The 18,367-nt window shown below is 74.2% G+C and carries 8 protein-coding genes; all 8 read right to left on the bottom strand.

What is annotated here, in order from left to right:
• Nucleotides 1–60: 60 nt before the first annotated feature.
• The 8 genes from LIV37_RS09980 to LIV37_RS09945 all read right to left on the bottom strand — a co-directional run bounded on the left by LIV37_RS09980 (nucleotide 61) and on the right by LIV37_RS09945 (nucleotide 18,331).
• A complete protein-coding gene (locus LIV37_RS09980) occupies nucleotides 61–1,260 on the bottom strand; it encodes a cytochrome P450 family protein (RefSeq protein ID WP_020866991.1) in 1,200 nt (399 codons plus the stop codon).
• A gap of 45 nt (nucleotides 1,261–1,305) precedes the next feature.
• The gene (locus LIV37_RS09975) at nucleotides 1,306–2,256 is read right to left on the bottom strand and encodes an alpha/beta fold hydrolase (protein ID WP_020866990.1); all 951 of its coding nucleotides are present in this window, start codon (nucleotides 2,254–2,256) and stop codon (nucleotides 1,306–1,308) included.
• A 70-nt stretch (nucleotides 2,257–2,326) separates the two neighbouring features.
• Nucleotides 2,327–3,745 carry an FAD-dependent monooxygenase gene (locus LIV37_RS09970; RefSeq protein ID WP_020866989.1) on the bottom strand — a complete coding sequence of 473 codons (1,419 nt, stop codon included), beginning with the start codon at nucleotides 3,743–3,745 and terminating at the stop codon, nucleotides 2,327–2,329.
• 83 nt (nucleotides 3,746–3,828) lie between these two features.
• On the bottom strand, nucleotides 3,829–5,067 hold the full coding sequence (locus tag LIV37_RS09965) for an AMP-binding protein (protein ID WP_020866988.1): 1,239 nt from the start codon (nucleotides 5,065–5,067) through the stop codon (nucleotides 3,829–3,831).
• A complete protein-coding gene (locus LIV37_RS09960; protein ID WP_020866987.1) occupies nucleotides 5,057–5,656 on the bottom strand; it encodes a flavin reductase family protein in 600 nt (199 codons plus the stop codon). The genes LIV37_RS09965 and LIV37_RS09960 overlap by 11 nt, the downstream gene beginning before the upstream one ends.
• A gap of 11 nt (nucleotides 5,657–5,667) precedes the next feature.
• On the bottom strand, nucleotides 5,668–6,444 hold the full coding sequence (locus tag LIV37_RS09955; RefSeq protein ID WP_158634925.1) for a thioesterase II family protein: 777 nt from the start codon (nucleotides 6,442–6,444) through the stop codon (nucleotides 5,668–5,670).
• 8 nt (nucleotides 6,445–6,452) lie between these two features.
• The gene (locus LIV37_RS09950) at nucleotides 6,453–8,912 is read right to left on the bottom strand and encodes a beta-ketoacyl synthase N-terminal-like domain-containing protein (RefSeq protein ID WP_020866985.1); all 2,460 of its coding nucleotides are present in this window, start codon (nucleotides 8,910–8,912) and stop codon (nucleotides 6,453–6,455) included.
• Between the two features lie 11 nt (nucleotides 8,913–8,923).
• A complete protein-coding gene (locus LIV37_RS09945) occupies nucleotides 8,924–18,331 on the bottom strand; it encodes a type I polyketide synthase (protein ID WP_020866984.1) in 9,408 nt (3,135 codons plus the stop codon).
• Nucleotides 18,332–18,367: the final 36 nt, after the last annotated feature.

Genomic DNA, 18,367 nt, shown 5'->3' with positions numbered 1-18,367 from the left:
GCGGAGAGGACGCTCCTCCGCGGCCCCGGCGGGGCCGGGACCCACCGCCCCGGCGGTGGGTCAGGAGGTCGTACAGCGGATCGGCAGGTGGTGCGGGCCCCGGACCAGGATGCCGTGCCGCCACATCACCTGGTGCGGTTGCGCGTCCAGCCCCAGCCGGGGACAGCGCTCCAGGAGACTACGGATCGCGATCCGTGCCTCCATACGGGCCAGCGGGGCGCCCAGGCAGTGGTGGATGCCATGGCCGAAGGCGACGTGCCCGGCCGTGGCCCGGCGGATGTCGAAACGGTCCGGGTCGGGGAAGCGTGCCCCGTCGCGGTTGGCGGCGTTGAGATCCACCATCACCGCCTCACCGGCCGCGATGCGGTGGCCGCCCATCTCGAAGGGCTCGGTGGCGAAGCGGAAGGTCGCGCTCTCCACGGCTCCGTCGTAGCGCAGCATCTCTTCCACGGCGCCGTCGAGCAACGAGAAGTCCGCCCGCAGTGCCGCCAGTTGCTCCGGGTGCCGCAGCAGCGCGTAGACACCGTTGCCGATGAGGTTGGTGGTGGTTTCGTGCCCGGCCACGATCAACAGGAACACCGTGCCCATCAGCTCGTCCATCGTGAGCCGGTCACCGTCCTCGTCGACGGTGCGGATCAGGGCGCTGAGCAGGTCCTCACCGGGACGCGTGCGCTTCTCCTCGACCAGGGCGGCGATGAACCGCGCGGCGTCGGCGGCCGCGGCCCGGCGCTCCGTCGGGTCCTGGGAGGAGATCGCCGCGTCGGCCCAGCGGCGCACCTCCGCCTGGTCCAGGAAGGGCACGCCCAGCAGTTCGCAGATGACCGACATGGGCAGCGGGAAGGAGAACGAGTCCACCAGGTCGGCGCGACCGTCGGGCGCGGCGAGCATCTTGTCCAGCAACTCGTCGGTGATCTCCTGGACCCTGGGACGCAGCGCTTCGATGCGGCGCGGGGTGAACTCCCTCGCCACCAGCTTGCGCAGCCGGGTGTGGCGCGGTGCGTCGGAGTTCATCATGTGACTGCCCGAAGGACTCTTGATCGGGAAGGAGTCCGCGGCGTTCTCCCACTGTTTGGACAGCCGGGGGTCGGTGAGCGCGGCGCGGGCGTCCGCGTGGCCCACGACAAGCCAGACCTCGGCGCCCTCGGGCATCCGGACCCGGTGCACCGGGCCCTGCGCCCGCAGTCGTTCGTAGACCGGATAGGGGTCCCGGGCGAAGTCGTCGCCCAGCGCGGCGAGATCGAGGGGGGTCTCACTGGCCAAGGTGTCTCCTCGGTACGGGTGCCTGTCGGTACGAGTGGCTGGAATTCAGGCGGTGGAGCGGAGGAAGCCGAGCAGTGCGGCGGTCACGGCCTCCGGACGTTCCTGCTGGACCCAGTGACCCGCCCCTGGGACGACCACCGGGGTGTGGTGGTGTGGGGCCGCGGCCGAGAGCGCGGGCACGATCCGGTCCTCGCCGGGGAAGGCCCGGTCGCGGTCGCCCACGACGTACAGCGCCGGGACCTCGATGCGGGCGCCCTGCCACGCGGCGGTGAGCTCCCAGTTGCGGTCGAGGCTGCGGTACCAGTTGAGTCCGCCGGTGAAGCCGGAGCGCCCGAAGGCGGCCACATATGCGGCGATGTCCTCCTCGGTCAACCAGCCGGGCAGGGTCTCGGGGTCGGCCGCGAGGTCCAGGAAGCCGCCGCCCGGCGGCACCAGCGGCGGGGCTGGTGGCTCCGGGCGATCCCCGGAGGCGCCGTACAGCATGCGGCGGAACGTGCGGTCCAGGTCCTTGCCGAACTCGGCCTCCGCCACTCCGGGTTGCTCGAAGTAGTTCCAGTAGAACCGGCCGCCAGTCTGCTCGCGAGTGCTCAGCAGCGGGGGCACCGGGCCGCGGGGCATCGGCAGGATACTCAGCCCCGCCACCGCGCGCACCACGTCCGGCCGCAGGAGCGCGGTCTGCCAGGCGACCAGCGAGCCCCAGTCGTGTCCCACCACGTACGCCCGTTCCTCGCCCAGCGCGTGGATCAGCCCGACCACGTCGCCGACCAGGTGCAGGATGGAGTACGCCTCCGGCGACGCCGGGCGGTCGCTGTCGCCGTAACCCCGCTGGTCGGGCGCGACCACCCGGAACCCCGCCTCGGCCAGCGGCCGCAGCTGGTGGCGCCAGGAGTACCAGAACTCCGGAAAACCGTGCAGCAGGACGACGAGCGGGCCTTCTCCTTCCTCGGCCAGATGCAGCCTGAGACCGTTGATGTCGGCTGTGCGGTGCTGTGGCATGTCGCTTCCTTCCAAGGGATGGGCGCCGTCGGGGCCGGGTCGGCCCCGGGACCGGCTGCCCGGCGGATGGTCAAGCGGACCGGGGCGGAGCATCCGGACCACGGGGTGCCAGCGGGTCGGCCGGTGTGACGGAGGCGGAACGGCCCCGCCCGCCCAGCGCCGGGAGCAGGACCCGAGGCGCGGCCAGCGATGTCACCGGCCTGGCCAGCGCCATGACGTCCACCAGCGAGCGCGCCACGGCCGGGTTGGTGGTGGCGGTGCGCAGCACGCGGTCGGCGTAGGCGTTCTGCAGCCGAGCCGCAGCCGAGGGGCGCGGGCCGATCACGGTGGGGTGGCGCAGGTCGTCGCCGACGGACAGCTGCCAGGCGGTCTCGGCGGCTCGGGCGACGGAGCGCTGGACGCCCCTGGCGAGACCGGGAACGTTGCCGTGCCGCCGCAGCCGGTCCCGCAGGGCCGCCACGCCGAACGCGGCCACCGCCATGCCGTGTGCGTGTGAGGGGTTGAGGACGCACGCCGCGTCTCCAAGTGCCACAAACCGTTCCGGGTGCCGGGGGAGACGGTCGAACCGCAGCCGCCGGTTCAACAGGCCGCGAAAACCGCGGCTGGGACCCAGCGGGACCGCGTCGGTTATCAGTTCGGACAGCCCCGGATGGGACAGGCGCTTGGCGAAGTCGAGGAACTCCGCCTCCCCCGCGGGGGGTTCGGATCCGCGCATCCCGATCACCGTCGCCGACCACCGGCCGTCTTCCAGCGGGAGCAGCACTCCGCCCGTGGCCTCCCCGGTGACGTTGGCGATCATGACGATGCCGGGGGTGCTGCGGTGCATCTCGGGAGTGGGGCGGAACAGCCGCGTGGCGTAGGCGGTGCCCGCGTCGACCAGCTCCTCCGGCACCGGCGGCAGGCCGAGGCCCTCCAGCCACGTCTCCACGTGCGAGGAACGGCCCGTGGCCGCCACGACGAAGCTCGCCTCGACCTCGGCGGACCGGCCGGTGCCGCGGTCGCGCACCCGGGCACCGGTCACCCGCGAGGCATCGCCGAGGAGACCGACCACCTCGGTATGCGGCAGGAGACGGACGCGCCCGTCGCCCAGGACCCGGCGCCGTACCACCCAGTCGAGCAGGTCGCGTCCGCAGCACACCACGAACTCCTCGTGCCGGGTGCGTGGCAGCCAGCCGAACTTGGTCAGGAAGGCCACGTCGCCGGGCGCGCTCAGCAGATGGGCGCCGGCCTCCGACCAAGCCGTCAGGGTACCGGGCAGCAGCTCCTCGACCGCCCGGGCGCCGGCTCCCATCAACAGGTGCGAGTGGCGGGCCTGGGGGACCCCCTTGCGGGGTTGGGGACCATCGGGCGGGACATCGCGCTCCACGACGGTGACGGAGTCCATGTACTCGGCCAGGACGTGCGCCGTCAGCATGCCGGCGAATCCGCCGCCGAGGACGAGGCCGTGCTGACCGACTGTGTCTGAACTCCGGCCGGGCCGTGTCGGCATGCCGGTCTCCTCTCTGCGTGGTGGCTCGCGATGGGCTCGGGCGGTGGGTGACCCCCGGGGCGGCGTGCGGTCGGCCGCGCGGCTCAGCCGTCCGGGCCGGGCGGGTCGACCAGCTCCAGCAGGCCGTCCGCGCGCCGCCGACCCGGGATCCCGGAACGCAGCAGCACCGGATGCCCGGCGGGCGGCGCCGCCCGGCCAGGGGCGTGGAGGGTGTCGAACGGCAGCGCCCGGCCCCCGGCGCACAGTTCACCGGTGCGCCAGGCGGGCAGCGCACGGTGCTCCCGGTCCGCCACCCGGACGCGTACGCGTGCCGCCGGACGGCCGATCACCCGCTCGTCCTCCGCCGCCTCCTGGGGCGTGAAGTCCCGTACGGCCCAGGGAAACAGGCCGCCGGGGGCGAACTCCGCCCGCAACCGCGCATCGGGGAGCGCCGCGAAGTGCCGGGCGGCCAGCTCCCCGGCGACCGCGCTCCCGACGAGCTGCACCAACCGGGGGCGCAGCCGCAGCGCGGCCACGGACTCCGCGTACTCCTCGGGGCTCGACACCACCGCGCCCGTGTTCGTGACGGGGGGTACCTCGGCACCGGGACGGGGCAGGGTGTGCAGCGTGCCGCCGCACGCGAGCGCCCACCACAGGGCCGACAGCGCGTGCGGCGTGCCGGGAGGCCCGCTCACGAACACATGGCGGACCAGCGGACCGGTCGCACGAGTCCGCCCGGCAAGCGCCAGATGCCAAGCGACATGATCCGCCAGCTGTCCGGTGACCGCCCGGCCGGTGCCGGACACCAGGAGGTGGGCGGCCTCGTGGGGCGTGGAGCGGGGGAGGGCCCGCTCGACGCGGTGGGCGGCCGTAAGCCGTGAGGTCCGGGGGTCGTCGAGCGCCAGCGCGGAGCGGTGGCGCCACTGGTCGAGGGTGGACCGGCTGCACAGGACGGCCGAGGCGCCGGTGAGCGCGGCCACCGCCGCCAGGCGGCTGTCGGCCGTGCCCGGTGGCAAGGGCACGCATACGCCCCCCGCCTTGAGGACCGCCAACTGCGCTACCAGGGACTGCCGATGGTCGTCGCAGTGCACGATCACCGGATCGCCGAGCTGCACCCCGCCGCGCACCAGGAGCGACCCGAGCTGCCCGGCCTGGGTATCGGCCCCCTGGTAGGTGAGCAGGCCGTGGTCGTCCCGCACGGCGACCGCACCGGGGCGGCGCAGCGCGGCCGCCACGAAGGCGCCGTCGAGGGTCTGGCCGGCGGTCCGGGGCGGGTGGACGTTCGGCCGGGGCCCGACCGCGACCTCAGGGGAACGGCCGGCCACCATCTGGTCAGCGATCACTGTGCTTCCTCGGGTTCGGGGCCGAGTTCAGCTTCGCCGTACGCTCTGGCGGAATTCTTGACGGCGATGGGGCGGGCCCCGGCCAGGAGGCGTAACCGCGCAGGCCGTACAGCAGCGGGTGCTGGGCGCGAATCGGTGTGACCAGGTCGACCTTGCCGAGCACCACCGTGTGGTCGCCGACCACCTGCGTACTGAACACGGAGCAGTCGGCGATGGTGTGCGACGAGCCCGTCAGATGGGGTCCGGCAGCGCCGTCCTTGGCGTGCCAGATGATGCGCTCGAAGCGGTCCGGGGCTCCCGAGGCGAAGAGCTCGGCCGTCGGCTGGGCCTGTCCGTGCAGCAGGTTGACGGCGAACAGGCCGCTTTCGCAGATGGCGTCCAGCGTGGGACTGCCGCATCTGAGGCACACCAGCAGCATCGGCGGGTCGAGCGAGACACTGCACAAGGAGGTGCAGGTCATCCCCCAGGTGGTGTCGTCGCGGGCCGTGGCGGTGACGATGGAGACCCCGGTGGGGAAAGCCGCCATGAGGGTGCGCAGATCGGCGGGCGGGCCGGTGGAGCCCGCGCGACCGGCCGGTTCGGTTGTCATGTCATGCCCCTTCACCTGCTCTGGACGGATGCCGGGACGACGGACCGTGGCGCAGGCACGTGCGCGCGGACCTCGTCGACAAGCACGTGCGTGAACTCTTTGAATCCGCCGGCGAGCAGGCCGAAGTGGCCGCCGCCCAGCGTGCGCAGCCCGAACCGGCCGGTGGTCTCCCGGGCCCAGGCGGCGAGCGCCGCGGGTGGCGCGAGCGGATCGGCTGCCCCGCCGAAGGCGGTCAGTGGCGCGGCCAGCGGCCGTCGGTGGTCATCCGGGTGGTAGCCGTCGAGCGCCGTCAGGTCGGCGCGGATGAGACGGAGGAACCGGCGGCGGATGTCGGGATACTCCGCCAGCCGCTCCGGCAGACCGCCCAACCGGGCCAGGGTGCGGGCCAGCTCCTCGTCCGGGGCACGGGGATCGAGCCGGTCCACTGTCACCCGCCCGCCCGGCGCCACGCGCCCCGACACCCCGGCCCAGGTGACCGGGACGCCCCGCTCTTCCAGGGAACGGGCGGTCTCGAAGGCCACCACCGCGCCCAGACTGTGGCCGAAGAGCGCGAGCGGCGCGGCGTCGGCCCACGGCAGCAGATCCTCTGCCAGCCCCTCGACGACGCTTCCCACGTCCCAGGGCGGCGGCGTGGCATGCCGCGTCCCCCGCCCCGGCAGGTCGATGAGCAGGGCGTCCCAGTCCGCCGGGAGCTCCCGGGCCAGCGGGAAGTACGCGGCCGCCGAACCGCCGGCGTGGTGGAACACCGCGAGCCGGAGAGCGGCGTCGTCCAGTCGGCGGGGTCGCATGAACGCGGTCATGCGCCGACCGCCTGCGCTGGGTCGCCCGTGGACACGGCGATGTCGTCGGCGAGTCTGCCGAACAGCTCGGCGAGCGGCAGGTCGAGCGGAAGGTCCGCGGGCGACAGGCCCACCGCGAAGTTCTCCTCGACCTGGGTGACGAACACCGTGGCCGTGAACGAGTCCCCACCGGAATCCAGGAAGGACCGCGTGGGGTCCAGGGGATCTGGAGACTGCAGGGCGTCGGTGAGCACGGCCAGTAGGTACTCCCGTACGGCCGCCCGGTCGTGCGGCTCCGGCAGGTCCGCGCGGGACTCCGCCGAGACGTCGTCCGCGTCCTCGCCCCGTACGCCCGTCACCGGTTCGGCCACCCAGTACCGTCGGCGCTGGAAGGGGTAGGTGGGCAGGTCGCCGAGCAACCGCGCAGACGGCCCGTACAGGAACTCCAGGCGCAGGTCGGCGCCCGCGGTGAAGAGCGAGGCCAGCGCCTCCAGGAACCGGGCGGGGGCATCGTCCGCGCCGCCGCCCAGCAGCGGCCGCGCCACCTCGCCTGGGGCGTCCCAGTGCACCGAGGCCAGGCCGCCCGCCACGGGCGCGCCGGTGTCCGGCGAGACCCGCAGCCCGAGTCGGCCGAGCAGTCGGAGCAGCAGCGCGGTCGGGTCGTCCGTGGTGTCCGGGGTGCCGTCGGCCAGCCCGGGGAAGGCGGTGGTGAGCGCGGCGAGTGCCGGAGCCAGACGCTCGGCGTCGTCCGTCACGCGTACCGTGACCGATCGCACGGCGTCGGCCGGTGTCACCGGCTGCCGGGGGGCGTCCCCCGCCGCCCGCTCCAGTGCCTCGGCGAGCTCGGCCGCGGTCGCGCCGACCACCGCCAGCCGCCGGGCGAACGTGACCCGTCCGGAGCGCAGAGTGTGGCACAGCGAGGGGAGGTCCGCCGCCGGTGTGTCCCGCAATCGGTCCCGTACCCGTGCGGCGAGGACGGCCAGCGCCCGCTCGTCCCTGGCCGATACGGTCAGCAGCTCGACACCGCTGCCCGATGGCACGGCGGCCGCGGTCCCGTCGGCCCCGGCGCCGACGTGGCCTTCGAGCACCACATGCGCGTTGGTGCCGCTCATACCGAACGAATTGACGCCCGCGACCCTGCGGGGGAGGGCCGCAGGCCAAGGACCGCCGCGCAGCGGCACCCTGAACGCCAGTTCGTCCCAGGGGATATGGGGGTTCAGCTCGCCGTCGGCCTCGTCGCGCGCGGCCGGGATCTCCCCGTGGCGCAGCATGAGGACGGTCTTGATGACGGCGGCGATCCCGGAGGCGGCCTCCAGGTGGCCCAGGCGGGACTTGACGCTGCCCAGAGCCAGCGGAACCCCCCGTTCGTGCACGGCCTCGCCCAGGACCCCGGCCAGCGCCCCGATCTCGATCGGATCGCCCAGGACGGTTCCGGTGCCGTGGGCCTCGACCCAGCCCACCTCCTCCGGGCCGACCCGGGCGTCGTCCAGCGCGGCCCGGATGACCTCCTGCTGGGCACCGCCGTTGGGCGCGGTCAAACCGGACGCGGCGCCATCGTGGTTGATGGCCGTGCCGCGTACCACCGCCAGCACCTGCCGCCGCTCCCGCAGCGCGTCGTCCAGCCGCATGAGGGCCAGCGCACCCACGCCCTCGCCGCGTCCGTAGCCGTCGGCGGAGGCGAGGAAGGACTTGGACCGGCCCTCGGGGGACAGCGCCCGCGACTGGCACAGCGACACCATCAGGTTGGCGGACAGCAGCAGGTTGGAGCCGCACACCAGCGCGTAACGGCACTCGCCGGCGCGCAGTCCGCGAACCGCCAGGTGCAGGGCGGACAGCGACGAGGAGCAGGCGGTGTCCACGCTGACGACCGGCCCCGAGAATCCCATCACGAACGCGATCCGTCCGGCCCCGAAACACAGCCCGCCGCCGGTGGTGTAGTAGGGGTCGATGCGCGTGGTGTCCGCGCGGTCCTCCAGCCGCTCGGTATACTCGGACGCCATCATCCCGAGGTACACCCCCACGTTCAGGCGATCGGAGCGCCGCACCGCGATGCCGGCGCGTTCCAGCGCCTCCCAGGAGGTCTCCAGCAGCAGCCGCTGCTGCGGGTCCATGAGCCGGGCCTCGCGCGTGGAGATGCCGAAGAACTCGGCGTCGAAGTGGGCGATGTCCGAGAGGAACCCCGCCCGGCCGACGTACGAGCGGCCCGGCCTGCCCGGCGTCGGGTCGTACACGGCGCGCAACCCCGGCCGCTCCCCGGGCAGCCCGGACAGCGCGGTTCTCCCGCCGCGCAGGAAGTCCCAGTACGCCTCGGGCGAGTCGAGGTCGACTCCGTCACCTCCGGAGGGCAGCCGCAGGCCCATGCCGACCACGGCGACGGGCGCGTGGCGCTCCTCCTCCAGTTCGCTGATCCGGGCGCGCAGTCGGCGCGACAGCCTGAGCTGGTCCTCCATCAGGGTGCGTATCTGTGTGGGGTCCATGGTGTCCGGCCTCATTTCTCTGCTGCTGTGTCTGCCGGCACGTCCGTCCGGATGCCGGTGTTCTCCTCGTCTCCGGCCGCGACGTCCGCCTGTACCGCATGCAGGAGTTCGTCGAACGACAGGTCCTCCAGCGCTTCGCCGGGTACGGGTGGCTCGGGGCGCGGGTGCGGCTCCGGGCCGCTCGCGGACGCCGGATACAGCAGGTCCAGGACGTATCCGCACAGGCGGGAGATGCTCGGGTGGTCGAAGGCGACCGTGGCGGGCAGATCGCGGCCCAGTGCCTGGGCCAGGCCGCCTCGGAGATCGATGGCCATGATCGAGTCCACGCCCATGTCGCCGAAGCCGAGCTCGTCGTCCACGTTCGAGCCGTCGCCCAGCACCTCGCCGGTCAACGACCGCAGGGTGCCCAGGAGGAGCGTCCCGCGGTCCTCGGCCGGCAGACCGTCGAGGGCGGTCCTCAGCCACCCCCGCTCCGGTCCGGCCCCGCCCGCCGCACGCGGCTGAGGCGGCGCGGCGAAGAGCGCCGCCATGGGGTGGCCCGCCGGCGCGGTGGCGGCGGCCTCCGGGCCGACCGCGACCGCGACGATGCGGGACCGCCGCCCGCTGAGGACCATGCCGAACAGTTCCTCGGCCTCCGCGTCGGTCAGCGTACGGATACCCAGTCTGCCGATGGCCCGATCGGCCGCGTCGGTGGCGGCCAGACCGCCCTTGGCACCCGGCGCCCACGGACCCCAGTCGACGCTGGTCGCGGGCACTCCGCGGGCGCGCAGCCACTCGGCCAGCCCGGCGAGGAAGCCGTTGGCCGCCGCGTAGTTGGTCTGCCCGGCGGAGCCCAGTACGGCCGAGGCCGACGAGAAGAGCACGAAGGCGTCCAGCCGGTGGCCCCACAGCGCCCGGTACAGCTCCGCAGCCCCCCGGGCCTTCGCGGCGAAGACCGCCTCGAAGGAAGCGGGGGTCTGCCGTTCGAAGGCGTGGTCGTCGTTCGTCCCCGCCAGATGCAGCACGGTGCGCAGCGGGGCGTGCCGGGCCGCGGCGGTCACCGCCGCCCGGCAGGCGCTGGGGTCGGTGACATCGCCGCGCACCACCTCGACGAGCGTGCCGCCCGCCGTCAGTTCGTCGATGACGGCACGCGCGGCGGCGTCCGGGGCGGACCGGGCCATGAGCGTGATCGCGCGCACCCCGCGGCGGGCCAGAAAGACGGCGCTGCTCAGGCCGAGCGCGCCCAGCCCACCGGTGATCAGAGCCGCACTGTCCGCGCCACCGACGGACTCGGCCACACCGGTGTCGGCCCGGCACGCCGTCAGCCGGGCGGTGTGCACCGTGCCGGCGCCGAGCCGCACCATGGCCCCGGACGCTCCGGAGGCCGCCGAGCGCGTGAGCACGCGGGCGAGCACGGGGGCGGCCCAGCCGTCGGCGAGCGTGATCCGCAGCAGCGGACGGCCTGGCTGCTCGGCGGCCAGGGAGGCGAGCAGCCCGAACAACGCGTCACGTACCGGGGCGCGGTCCGCGCCCGGCGCGGTGCCGGAGGAGCCGTCGGAGGGCTCGTCGGCCACGTCCCCGGGGCCGTCCGGACCCGTGGTGGAGTCGTGGCCGCCGTCGCCCACCGGCGTCTCCACGCCGAGCACCGCGTACGGGATGTCGGCCCGCGCCGCCCGCAGCGACTCGGTCAGCTGCCAGGCCGCCATCAGGGCCGCGTCGGCGAGAGCCGCCGGGACACCGGCCGCGGTCGCCGTGGCCGGCGGGGCGTCGCAGAAGCGGGCGTCGACGACGAGGTCGGCGGTGGGCCAGGCGGGTTCCTTCCCGGCCACCGCCACCACACGGTGCCCGAGCTCGGTGAGCGCGGTGCTCACCGTTCGCCCGGTGTCCTCCTCGGCGCCGAGTACGGCGACCGTGAGCTCTCGGCCGGTACCCTCCGGCTCCTCGGCGCCGCCCGGGGCGGAGGCGTCCCGTACCCAGGTGAGTTCGTAGCCGTGCCGCGACGGCTCGCGCAGTGAGCGCTCCAGCAGGGCACGGGGCGCGGAGCGGAAGCGGAATCCGTCCACAGCCAGCACGGTCGCGCCCGCCGCGTCGAAGAGATGCAGGTCAGCGGAGTCCACCTGCTGGAAGTCACCGGAACGGCGCCGCCGCACCGCCCGCACATGGCCCCACAGCTCCCGTGCCCGGCCGGGCCGTCCGGGGAAGGTCAGCCGGGCGGCCGCGAACGGGATGGCCAACAGCTCGCCCTCCGCCGTCGCGCCCCCGTCCGGTCCGCCTACCCCGAAGACCACCGCGCTTTGCAGGCACGAGTCCAGCAGCCCGGGATGGATCTCGTAACCGGACGGGTCCTCGTTCATCCGCTCCGGCTCGGCGAACCGGACCAGTGCCTCGTCGCCGCGGATCCAGGCCTCCGCGATCCAGCGGAAGGACGGGCCCAGGTGGTAGCCGAGGGAGTGGAGGTGACGGTAGAAGTCGGAGCCGCTCAGCCGTCGTTCCGCGGCCGTGGTGAACGCCGGGCGGTCGGGTGTCCGCCGGCCCTCGTCCTCGTGGTCCGGTACGCTCCGGGCCGCCAAGTGCTCCTGCCAGCTGCCCTGTTCGGGATCGACCAGGCTCTGCACGCTCACCGTGCGGCAACCGTGCCGCGCCTCGACGTCGATGACCTGGAGTTCGTAGCGCTCGCCGTCGTGCAGCACGAGCGCGCGCGGGAAGTGCAGGTCCTCCAGCGTGACCGGGGCGCCCCCGGCGCCCAGTGCGGACAGGACGGTGGCGGTCTGGGACGCGCCGGGCACCGAGACCGTGCCGAAGAGCCGGTGGTCGGTCAGGTGCGGCGGGTACACCGTGCTCCGCTCGGTGCTGAACACCCGGCCACGCAGGGCGGGGGAGCGCAGTTCGGTGCCCCAGGCGGGAGTCCGCGGTGCCGGTACGGCCGCGGGTTCGGGCGCCGGGCCCCCGGCCGTCGCGAGCGGTGTCCAGTGGCGGGTCCTGGCGAAGGGATAGCGCGGCGCGTCGCCGCGGGGCCGGCTGCCGCGCGGGTAGACCCGGCCCCAGTCCAGGTCCTGTCCGCGTTCGTACAGGGACTTGGCGGCGGTCAGGAGGGACGTGCGGTCGGCCGCGCCGCGCCGCAGTGAAGCCGTGAGCCCTTCCGCCGGCAGCAGGCCGCCCGACCGGACCAGATTGACCAGGGTGCGGTCCGGTCCGATCTCCAGGCAGAGGTCGATGCCGAGCCCGGCCAGCTGCCGCAGGCCGTCGTGGAACCGCACCGGATCGCGGGCGTGCCGGCACCAGTACTCCGCGTCGTACGTCCCGGCCTCGGCGAGCCGCCCCGTCACGTTCGATACGATCGGCAACCGCGCCGGACCGAACTCCAGGGACCGCAGACGATCCGTGAGCGAGGGCAGCGCCGGGTCGAGCAGCCGGGAGTGGAAGGCGTGGGACGCCGTCAGCGCGCGCACGCGGATCCCCCGCTCCTTGAGCGCCGCCGCGAGCGCGGAAATCGCGTCGGGCGCGCCCGACACCACGGTCGCCTCGGGGCCGTTGACCGCCGCGACATCCAGGCCGCGGCTCTCGATCCACTCCAGCACCCGCTCCTCGGGCGCGGCCACCGCGAGCATTGCTCCGCGCTTGGTCCGCTGCATCAGTCCGGCGCGGTGTGCGATCAGGCCGAGCCCGGTCGCCCGGTCCATCACACCGGCCCACACCGCGGCGGCGATCTCTCCGACGCTGTGTCCCATGACCGCCTTCGGCGTCACGCCCCAGGACTGCCACAGGGCGGCGAGCGCGAGTTCGAGGGTCACCAGGGCCGGCTGGGTCACTCTGGTCTCGTTGATCGCCTCACGGTCCCCGCCGTACAGCGTCAGTTCGGTCAGCGACGCGTCGAGCGCCGGGGCCAGCAGGCGGTCGCAGGAGTCGAAGACGTCCCGGAAGACGGGCTCGGTCTCATACAGCTCACGGCCCATGCCGTAGTACTGACTGCCCTGACCGGAGAAGATGAAGGCGATCCGGGGCGTGTGCACCGGCTCTGAGGGAGACCGTGTGCCGCGCAGGGCCGTCAGCAGCTGCTTCCGATCGCGTCCGAGTAACGCCCGCCGGTACCGGAAGTGGGCGCGGGCGGCGCCGGCGGTGGCCGCGGCGGGGGCCGGCGCCTCCTCCGGCGCGGCCGTGAGCCATCGCTCCCAGGTCTCGCTCAGGCGGTCCAGACCTGCCGCGTCCGGCGCGGACAGCGGCACCAGCAGCGGCTCCGGGCGAGGGGCCGCGGGATCGTCAAGGGCGGGCCGGTCGTTGTCGGGGGCTTCGGAGAGCACGACGTGCGCGTTGGTGCCGGTGAAGCCGAAGCCGGAGACTCCGGCGATCCGTGGCCCGGCGCCGGTGCGCCAGGCCAGGGGGGCATCCATCACGCGGACGTTCATATCGGCCCAGGGCACCTGCGGATTCGGCGTGTCGAAGTGGAGGTTGGCCGGTATCACGCCGTGCCGCAGTGCCAGCACCGTCTTGATGACACCGACGACGCCCGCCGCCGACTCGCAGTGGCCGACGTTGGACTTGACCGACCCCACGTACAGCGGCTCTCCGGGGCCGCGTCCCGGGCCCAGGGCCCGCCACGCGGCGCGCAGTTCGATGGGGTCGCCCAGTGCCGTGCCGGTGCCGTGCGCCTCCAGGTACGACATGCGCGAGCCGTCGATGCCGGCGTCGGCCAGGGCCGCGGCGAGCATCTGCTCCTGGGCCCGGCCGTTGGGCGCGGTCAGTCCCGAGGACGCGCCGTCCTGGTTGACGGAACTGCCACGGATCAGCGCCAGTACGCGGTCCCCGTCCCGGCGGGCGTCGTCCAGCCGCTTCAGGACCAGGATCCCGCAGGCCTCCGAGCGGACGAAGCCGTTCGCGGCGGCGGAGAAGGTACGGCAGCGGCCGTCCGGTGAAAGCATATGGGCGCGACTGACCGCCACCGACGACATGGGGTCGAGCAGGAGGTTGACCCCGCCGGCGAGCGCGGCCTCGGTCTCGCCGGAGCGTAGCGAACGGACCGCCAGGTGCAGTGCCACCAGCGAGGAGGAGCAGGCGGTGTCCACCGCCATCGCCGGGCCGCGCAGGCCGAGGGTGAAGGCGATGCGGGCCGCGGCCGCGTTGAGCGCGGTGCCCGTGCCGTAGTACGCGTCGATCCGCTCGGGCCCGCCGCGCGCCAAGAGCCGGGCGTAGTCGGCGTAGCTGATGCCGACGAACACGCCCGTGCGGGATTCCTTGAGGCCCCGGGGATCGATCCGGGCGTCCTCCAGGGCGTGCCAGGCCGACTCCAGCAGCAGCCGCTGCTGGGGGTCGAGGTGCTCCGCCTCCCGGACCGGGATGTCGAAGAACGTCGCGTCGAACCGGTCGATGTCGCGCAGGAAACCGCCCTGGTCCGTGGTGATCCGCACCCCGTCGGCAGTCAGGTCATCGGCGCCACCGCCATGGAACACCGCCCTGTCCCAACGGCCCTCGGGCACCGTCCCCACGCCGTCGCGGCCCTCGCGTAACAGGTCCCACAGCTCCTCCACGGAGTCGGCCCGCGGGAAACGGCCCGCCATGCCGACAATGGCGATGGGCTGGGCGCCGTCGGGCGGGGGCAGCGGCGCCGGGGCGGCGGGTGTCGGGGCCGGACCGCCGGCGTGCGCCTCCTGGCGTTCGCGTACGGCCGGGGCGGTGGGCGCGGGACCGGCGCATCGGGCACGGCCGGAGCCGTCCGCCGGTCCGGAAGCGGCAGGGACCGAGACGGGGGGCGAGGCGTCGGCTCCGGAACCGTCAGCCCGTTCCTCCTCCCAGCGTCGCACCAGATGCCCGGACAGTTCGGCCACCGTCGGGTGGTCGAAGACGTCCGCCGCCTGTACATGGGTGCCGAAGGCGCGTGACAGCCGGACCGCCAGATCCACGGCCATGATCGAGTCCAGCCCCAGGTCGAGGAAGCCGAGGTCGTCGCGGAGCGCACCCTGGTCGGTGTGGCCCAACTGGGCCGCCAGCAGCCGTAGCACATGGGAACGGACGGCGTCCGGGAGGGCCTCCGGCGGCAGGGCCGCCAGTTCAGCGGAGACGGACGGCTCGCCTTCCGGACCCAGGCCCCCGGTGGTGTCGCCCGTCCCCGGCGCCCCGGCGAACAGGCCGCGGGGCCGCAGCCCCGACAACACGACGGCCAGTCGGGGCAGGTCGAGCGGGCAGGCCACGACGTGCCCGGTGGCGGCCGCCGCCGTACCGGTCAGCGCGGCCCGGCCGGCCACGGGGGTGAGCGCCCCGACGCCCAGGCGCGCGAACCGTTCCCGAGAGGTGCTGTCGGCCATCCCCGCCCCGGCCAGGTCCCAGGGACCGTACGCCAGGCTCACCGCCGGCAGACCGAGGCCGGCGCGGTGGGCCGCGAGCGCGTCGAGGGCGCCGTTGGCCGCGGAGTACGCCGCACAGTCCTCGGTGCCCCACAGCGCGGACACCGACGAGACCAGGACGAAGAAGTCCAAGGGCCGGTTCGCGAAGACGAGGTGGAGCCACCAGGCGGCCCCTGCCTTGGCGCTCAGCGCGGAGGCGAAGTCCTCGGCCGTCAGATCCGCGACCGGACTGCGCTCGAGCGTGCCGGCGGCGTGGACGACGCCCGCCACTGGTGGCATCGTGCCCAGATCCGCGTCGAGCGCCGCGAGCGCTTCAGGCGAGTCGCAGCCGCCTCCCCGGTAGAGCACCTCCACACCAGCGCCACGCACCCCGGCCAGCAGCGCGACAGCGTCCTGGGTGAGGTCCGCCTCCGCCCGCCTGCCGACGAGCAGCAGATGCCGTGCTCCGCGGTCGACCAGCTCGGCGGTCAACTCCCGTCCCACGGCGCCCAGTCCGCCCGTGACGCAATAGGTGGCATCGGCACGGACCGGCAGTTGTGCGCGACGGCCGCGCGCGGGGCGGAGCCGGGCCACCCGCACCACGCCCGCGCGCACCGCCGCCGTGTCCTCGACGACCGCCCTGGGGTCGCCGACGACGGAGCGGGTCTGCGCCGCGGTGAACTCCAGCGCCGTCCTCGCGTCCTTTGACGTGGGATTGGTCGGCAGGTCGACGACACCGCCCCAGACGGAGCCGAGTTCCAGGCCGAGGACCGGCGCGAGGCCGTGCAGCGAGCCGTGCCCGGTCAGCGCCGTGCGGTCCGTCGTGTCGACGCGCAGGACGCCTTGGGTCAGGACGTAGGCGCGGTACGCCCCGTCGGCCTTCGCCAGCGCACTCACCGCACCGGTCACGGCGGCGCACAGTCGTGCGGTGGCGGCGACGGGGTCAGGGGCGTCGGCGGCCTCGGCAAGCGTCCTCGGCACGGCGGGTGCACTCGGCACCAGCAGCAGGGAGGCGGGCGTCGCCTCCGCGACCGTGGCCCAGAACCGCGCCCACTCCTGGGCGCCTACGGGCAGCGGGGCGTATGCCCAGCCCTCCGGAACGGCCACGGGCGACGGAGCGAGGACGGTGCCGCGCGCGCCGCGTGCCGCCGCCTCGGTCACCAGCAGCCCCCGTAGCTCGTCGTCGTCGCCCGCCACCACGAACCGGGCGTCGGGGTCCGTACCGCCCGGCCCGGCCGTCTCCCACACGACCTCGTGCGCCGCGGGCGGGTCGGCCTGATCCGTCCCGGTACCGGCGGTCGGACGCACGATGGTCGAGGGCCACCGCTCGGGCGCGTACCGCCGCCGCTGCCACGGATACGACGGCAGGTCCACCACTCGCCGGGGCGGCACGGCGCCGCTCGCTTCGGCATCGTCCGGCTCGCCGACGGTGGTGCTAGATCCGCCCTCGGCGCGGTGCGCCGCGCCGAGGGCGACGGCGGGGTGCGGCTCTCCGGAGGCGAGGGCGCGCAGCGCGGCCTGCGCGGTGGTGGCGTCCGGCGCCGTGACGCGGGCGCGTACCGGGAGCCGAGCGCGTCCGTACGAAGCCGTGCGGGCGAACGCCGCGTAGCCGGTCGGCTCGGTCCCGTGCGTGTCGGCCGCGAGGTGGTCGGCGTACCGGGCGGCCAGCTCGTGCAGCGCGGTGGTGGTCCGGGCCGATATCTCGAAGCCGGTGACCGGGGCGCCGGCCGCCGTGGTCGGCTGATCCGGCGCCGGGCCCACGACGACATGGGCGTTGGTGCCACTCATCCCGAATGAGCTGACTCCGGCGTACCGGCCGCTCTCCGCCGGCCAGTCCAGCAGTCGCGCGGGCACCGTGATCCCGGTCCCCGACAGGTCGATCCGTGGATTGAGGGTGCGGAAGTGGACCAGTGGCGGCACCTGGCGACGGCGCAGGCACAGCACGGCCTTGACCAGGCCCGCTACCCCGGCCGCGCTCTCCAGATGCCCGAAGTTGGTCTTCACCGCGCCGACGGGCAGCGGGGCACCGCCGTTCCTGCGGCCCAGCGCGGTGGCCAGCGCCTCCATCTCGATCGGGTCGCCCAGCGAGGTGCCCGTGCCGTGGGCCTCGACGTAGCCGATGTCCCGTGGCTCCAGCCCGGATCGCGCGAGAGCCGTCTCGATCAGCGAGACCTGGGACAGCACGTTGGGCGCCGTGAACCCGCCGGAGCGGCCGTCCTGGTTGACGGCCGTGCCGCGCACCACGGCGTACACCCGGTCGCCGTCCCGCAGGGCGTGGTCAAGGCGTTTGAGGACGACGGCACCGCAGCCCTCCCCGCGGACGAATCCGTTGGCGCGGGCGTCAAAGGTCTTGCACAGACCGTCGGGGGCCAGCGATCGGGTCTCGTGCACCAGACGCATCGACCGCGGGGACATGATGAGGTTGACGCCCGCGGCGAGCGCGATCTCGCACTCGTCGCGGCGCAGCGCCTGCGCCGCCAGGTGCACCGCGACGAGCGAGGAGGAGCAGGCCGTGTCCACCGCGACGGCGGGGCCCCGTAGGCCGAGGGCGTAGGCGATGCGGCCGGCCGCGAAGTTGTGCCCGTTTCCCGTGGTGGCGTACGCGTCGGACTCCGCTTCCAGCCACTCTCGGTAGTCCTGCCACATGATGCCGAGGTAGGCCCCGGCCGACGTGCCGTCGAACGCGGTCGCGGGGATGCCGGCGTTCTCCAGGGCCTCCCAGGTCACCTCGAGCAACAGCCGCTGCTGGGGGTCCAGATGGCGGGCCTCGCGCGGGCTGATCCCGAAGAACTCGGCGTCGAAGGCGAGCACGTCGCCCTCCAGGAAGCCGCCGCGCTGGGGCAGGCCCTCCCAGGCGTCGGCGAACGGGCCCTTGCGCGCTTCGGGCAGCGGGCCGACAAGGTTACGGCCCGCTGCCAGCGCGTCCCAGTAACCGTCGAGGGTGTCGATGCCGCCGGGCAGGCGTAGCCCGATGCCGACCACGGCGATCGGCTGACGACCCTCCTGGTCCTCCAGCCGTTTGCGCAGTGTCCTGATCGTGCCCAGGGCGCGGGTGAGGGGGGTCTGCTTTCCGCTGCCGGACGCTTCCGGCTCGCCGGACGCGCTGGTGATGGTGGTCTGAGCCATGAACAGATTTCCTCGCGATCGGGTCCGACGGAGCCT

Source organism: Streptomyces rapamycinicus NRRL 5491 (assembly GCF_024298965.1).
In the GTDB taxonomy this organism is placed as follows: domain Bacteria; phylum Actinomycetota; class Actinomycetes; order Streptomycetales; family Streptomycetaceae; genus Streptomyces; species Streptomyces rapamycinicus.
Note: the sequence above shows the minus strand (reverse complement) of the source record. Positions and strands in the feature narration are given on the sequence as shown.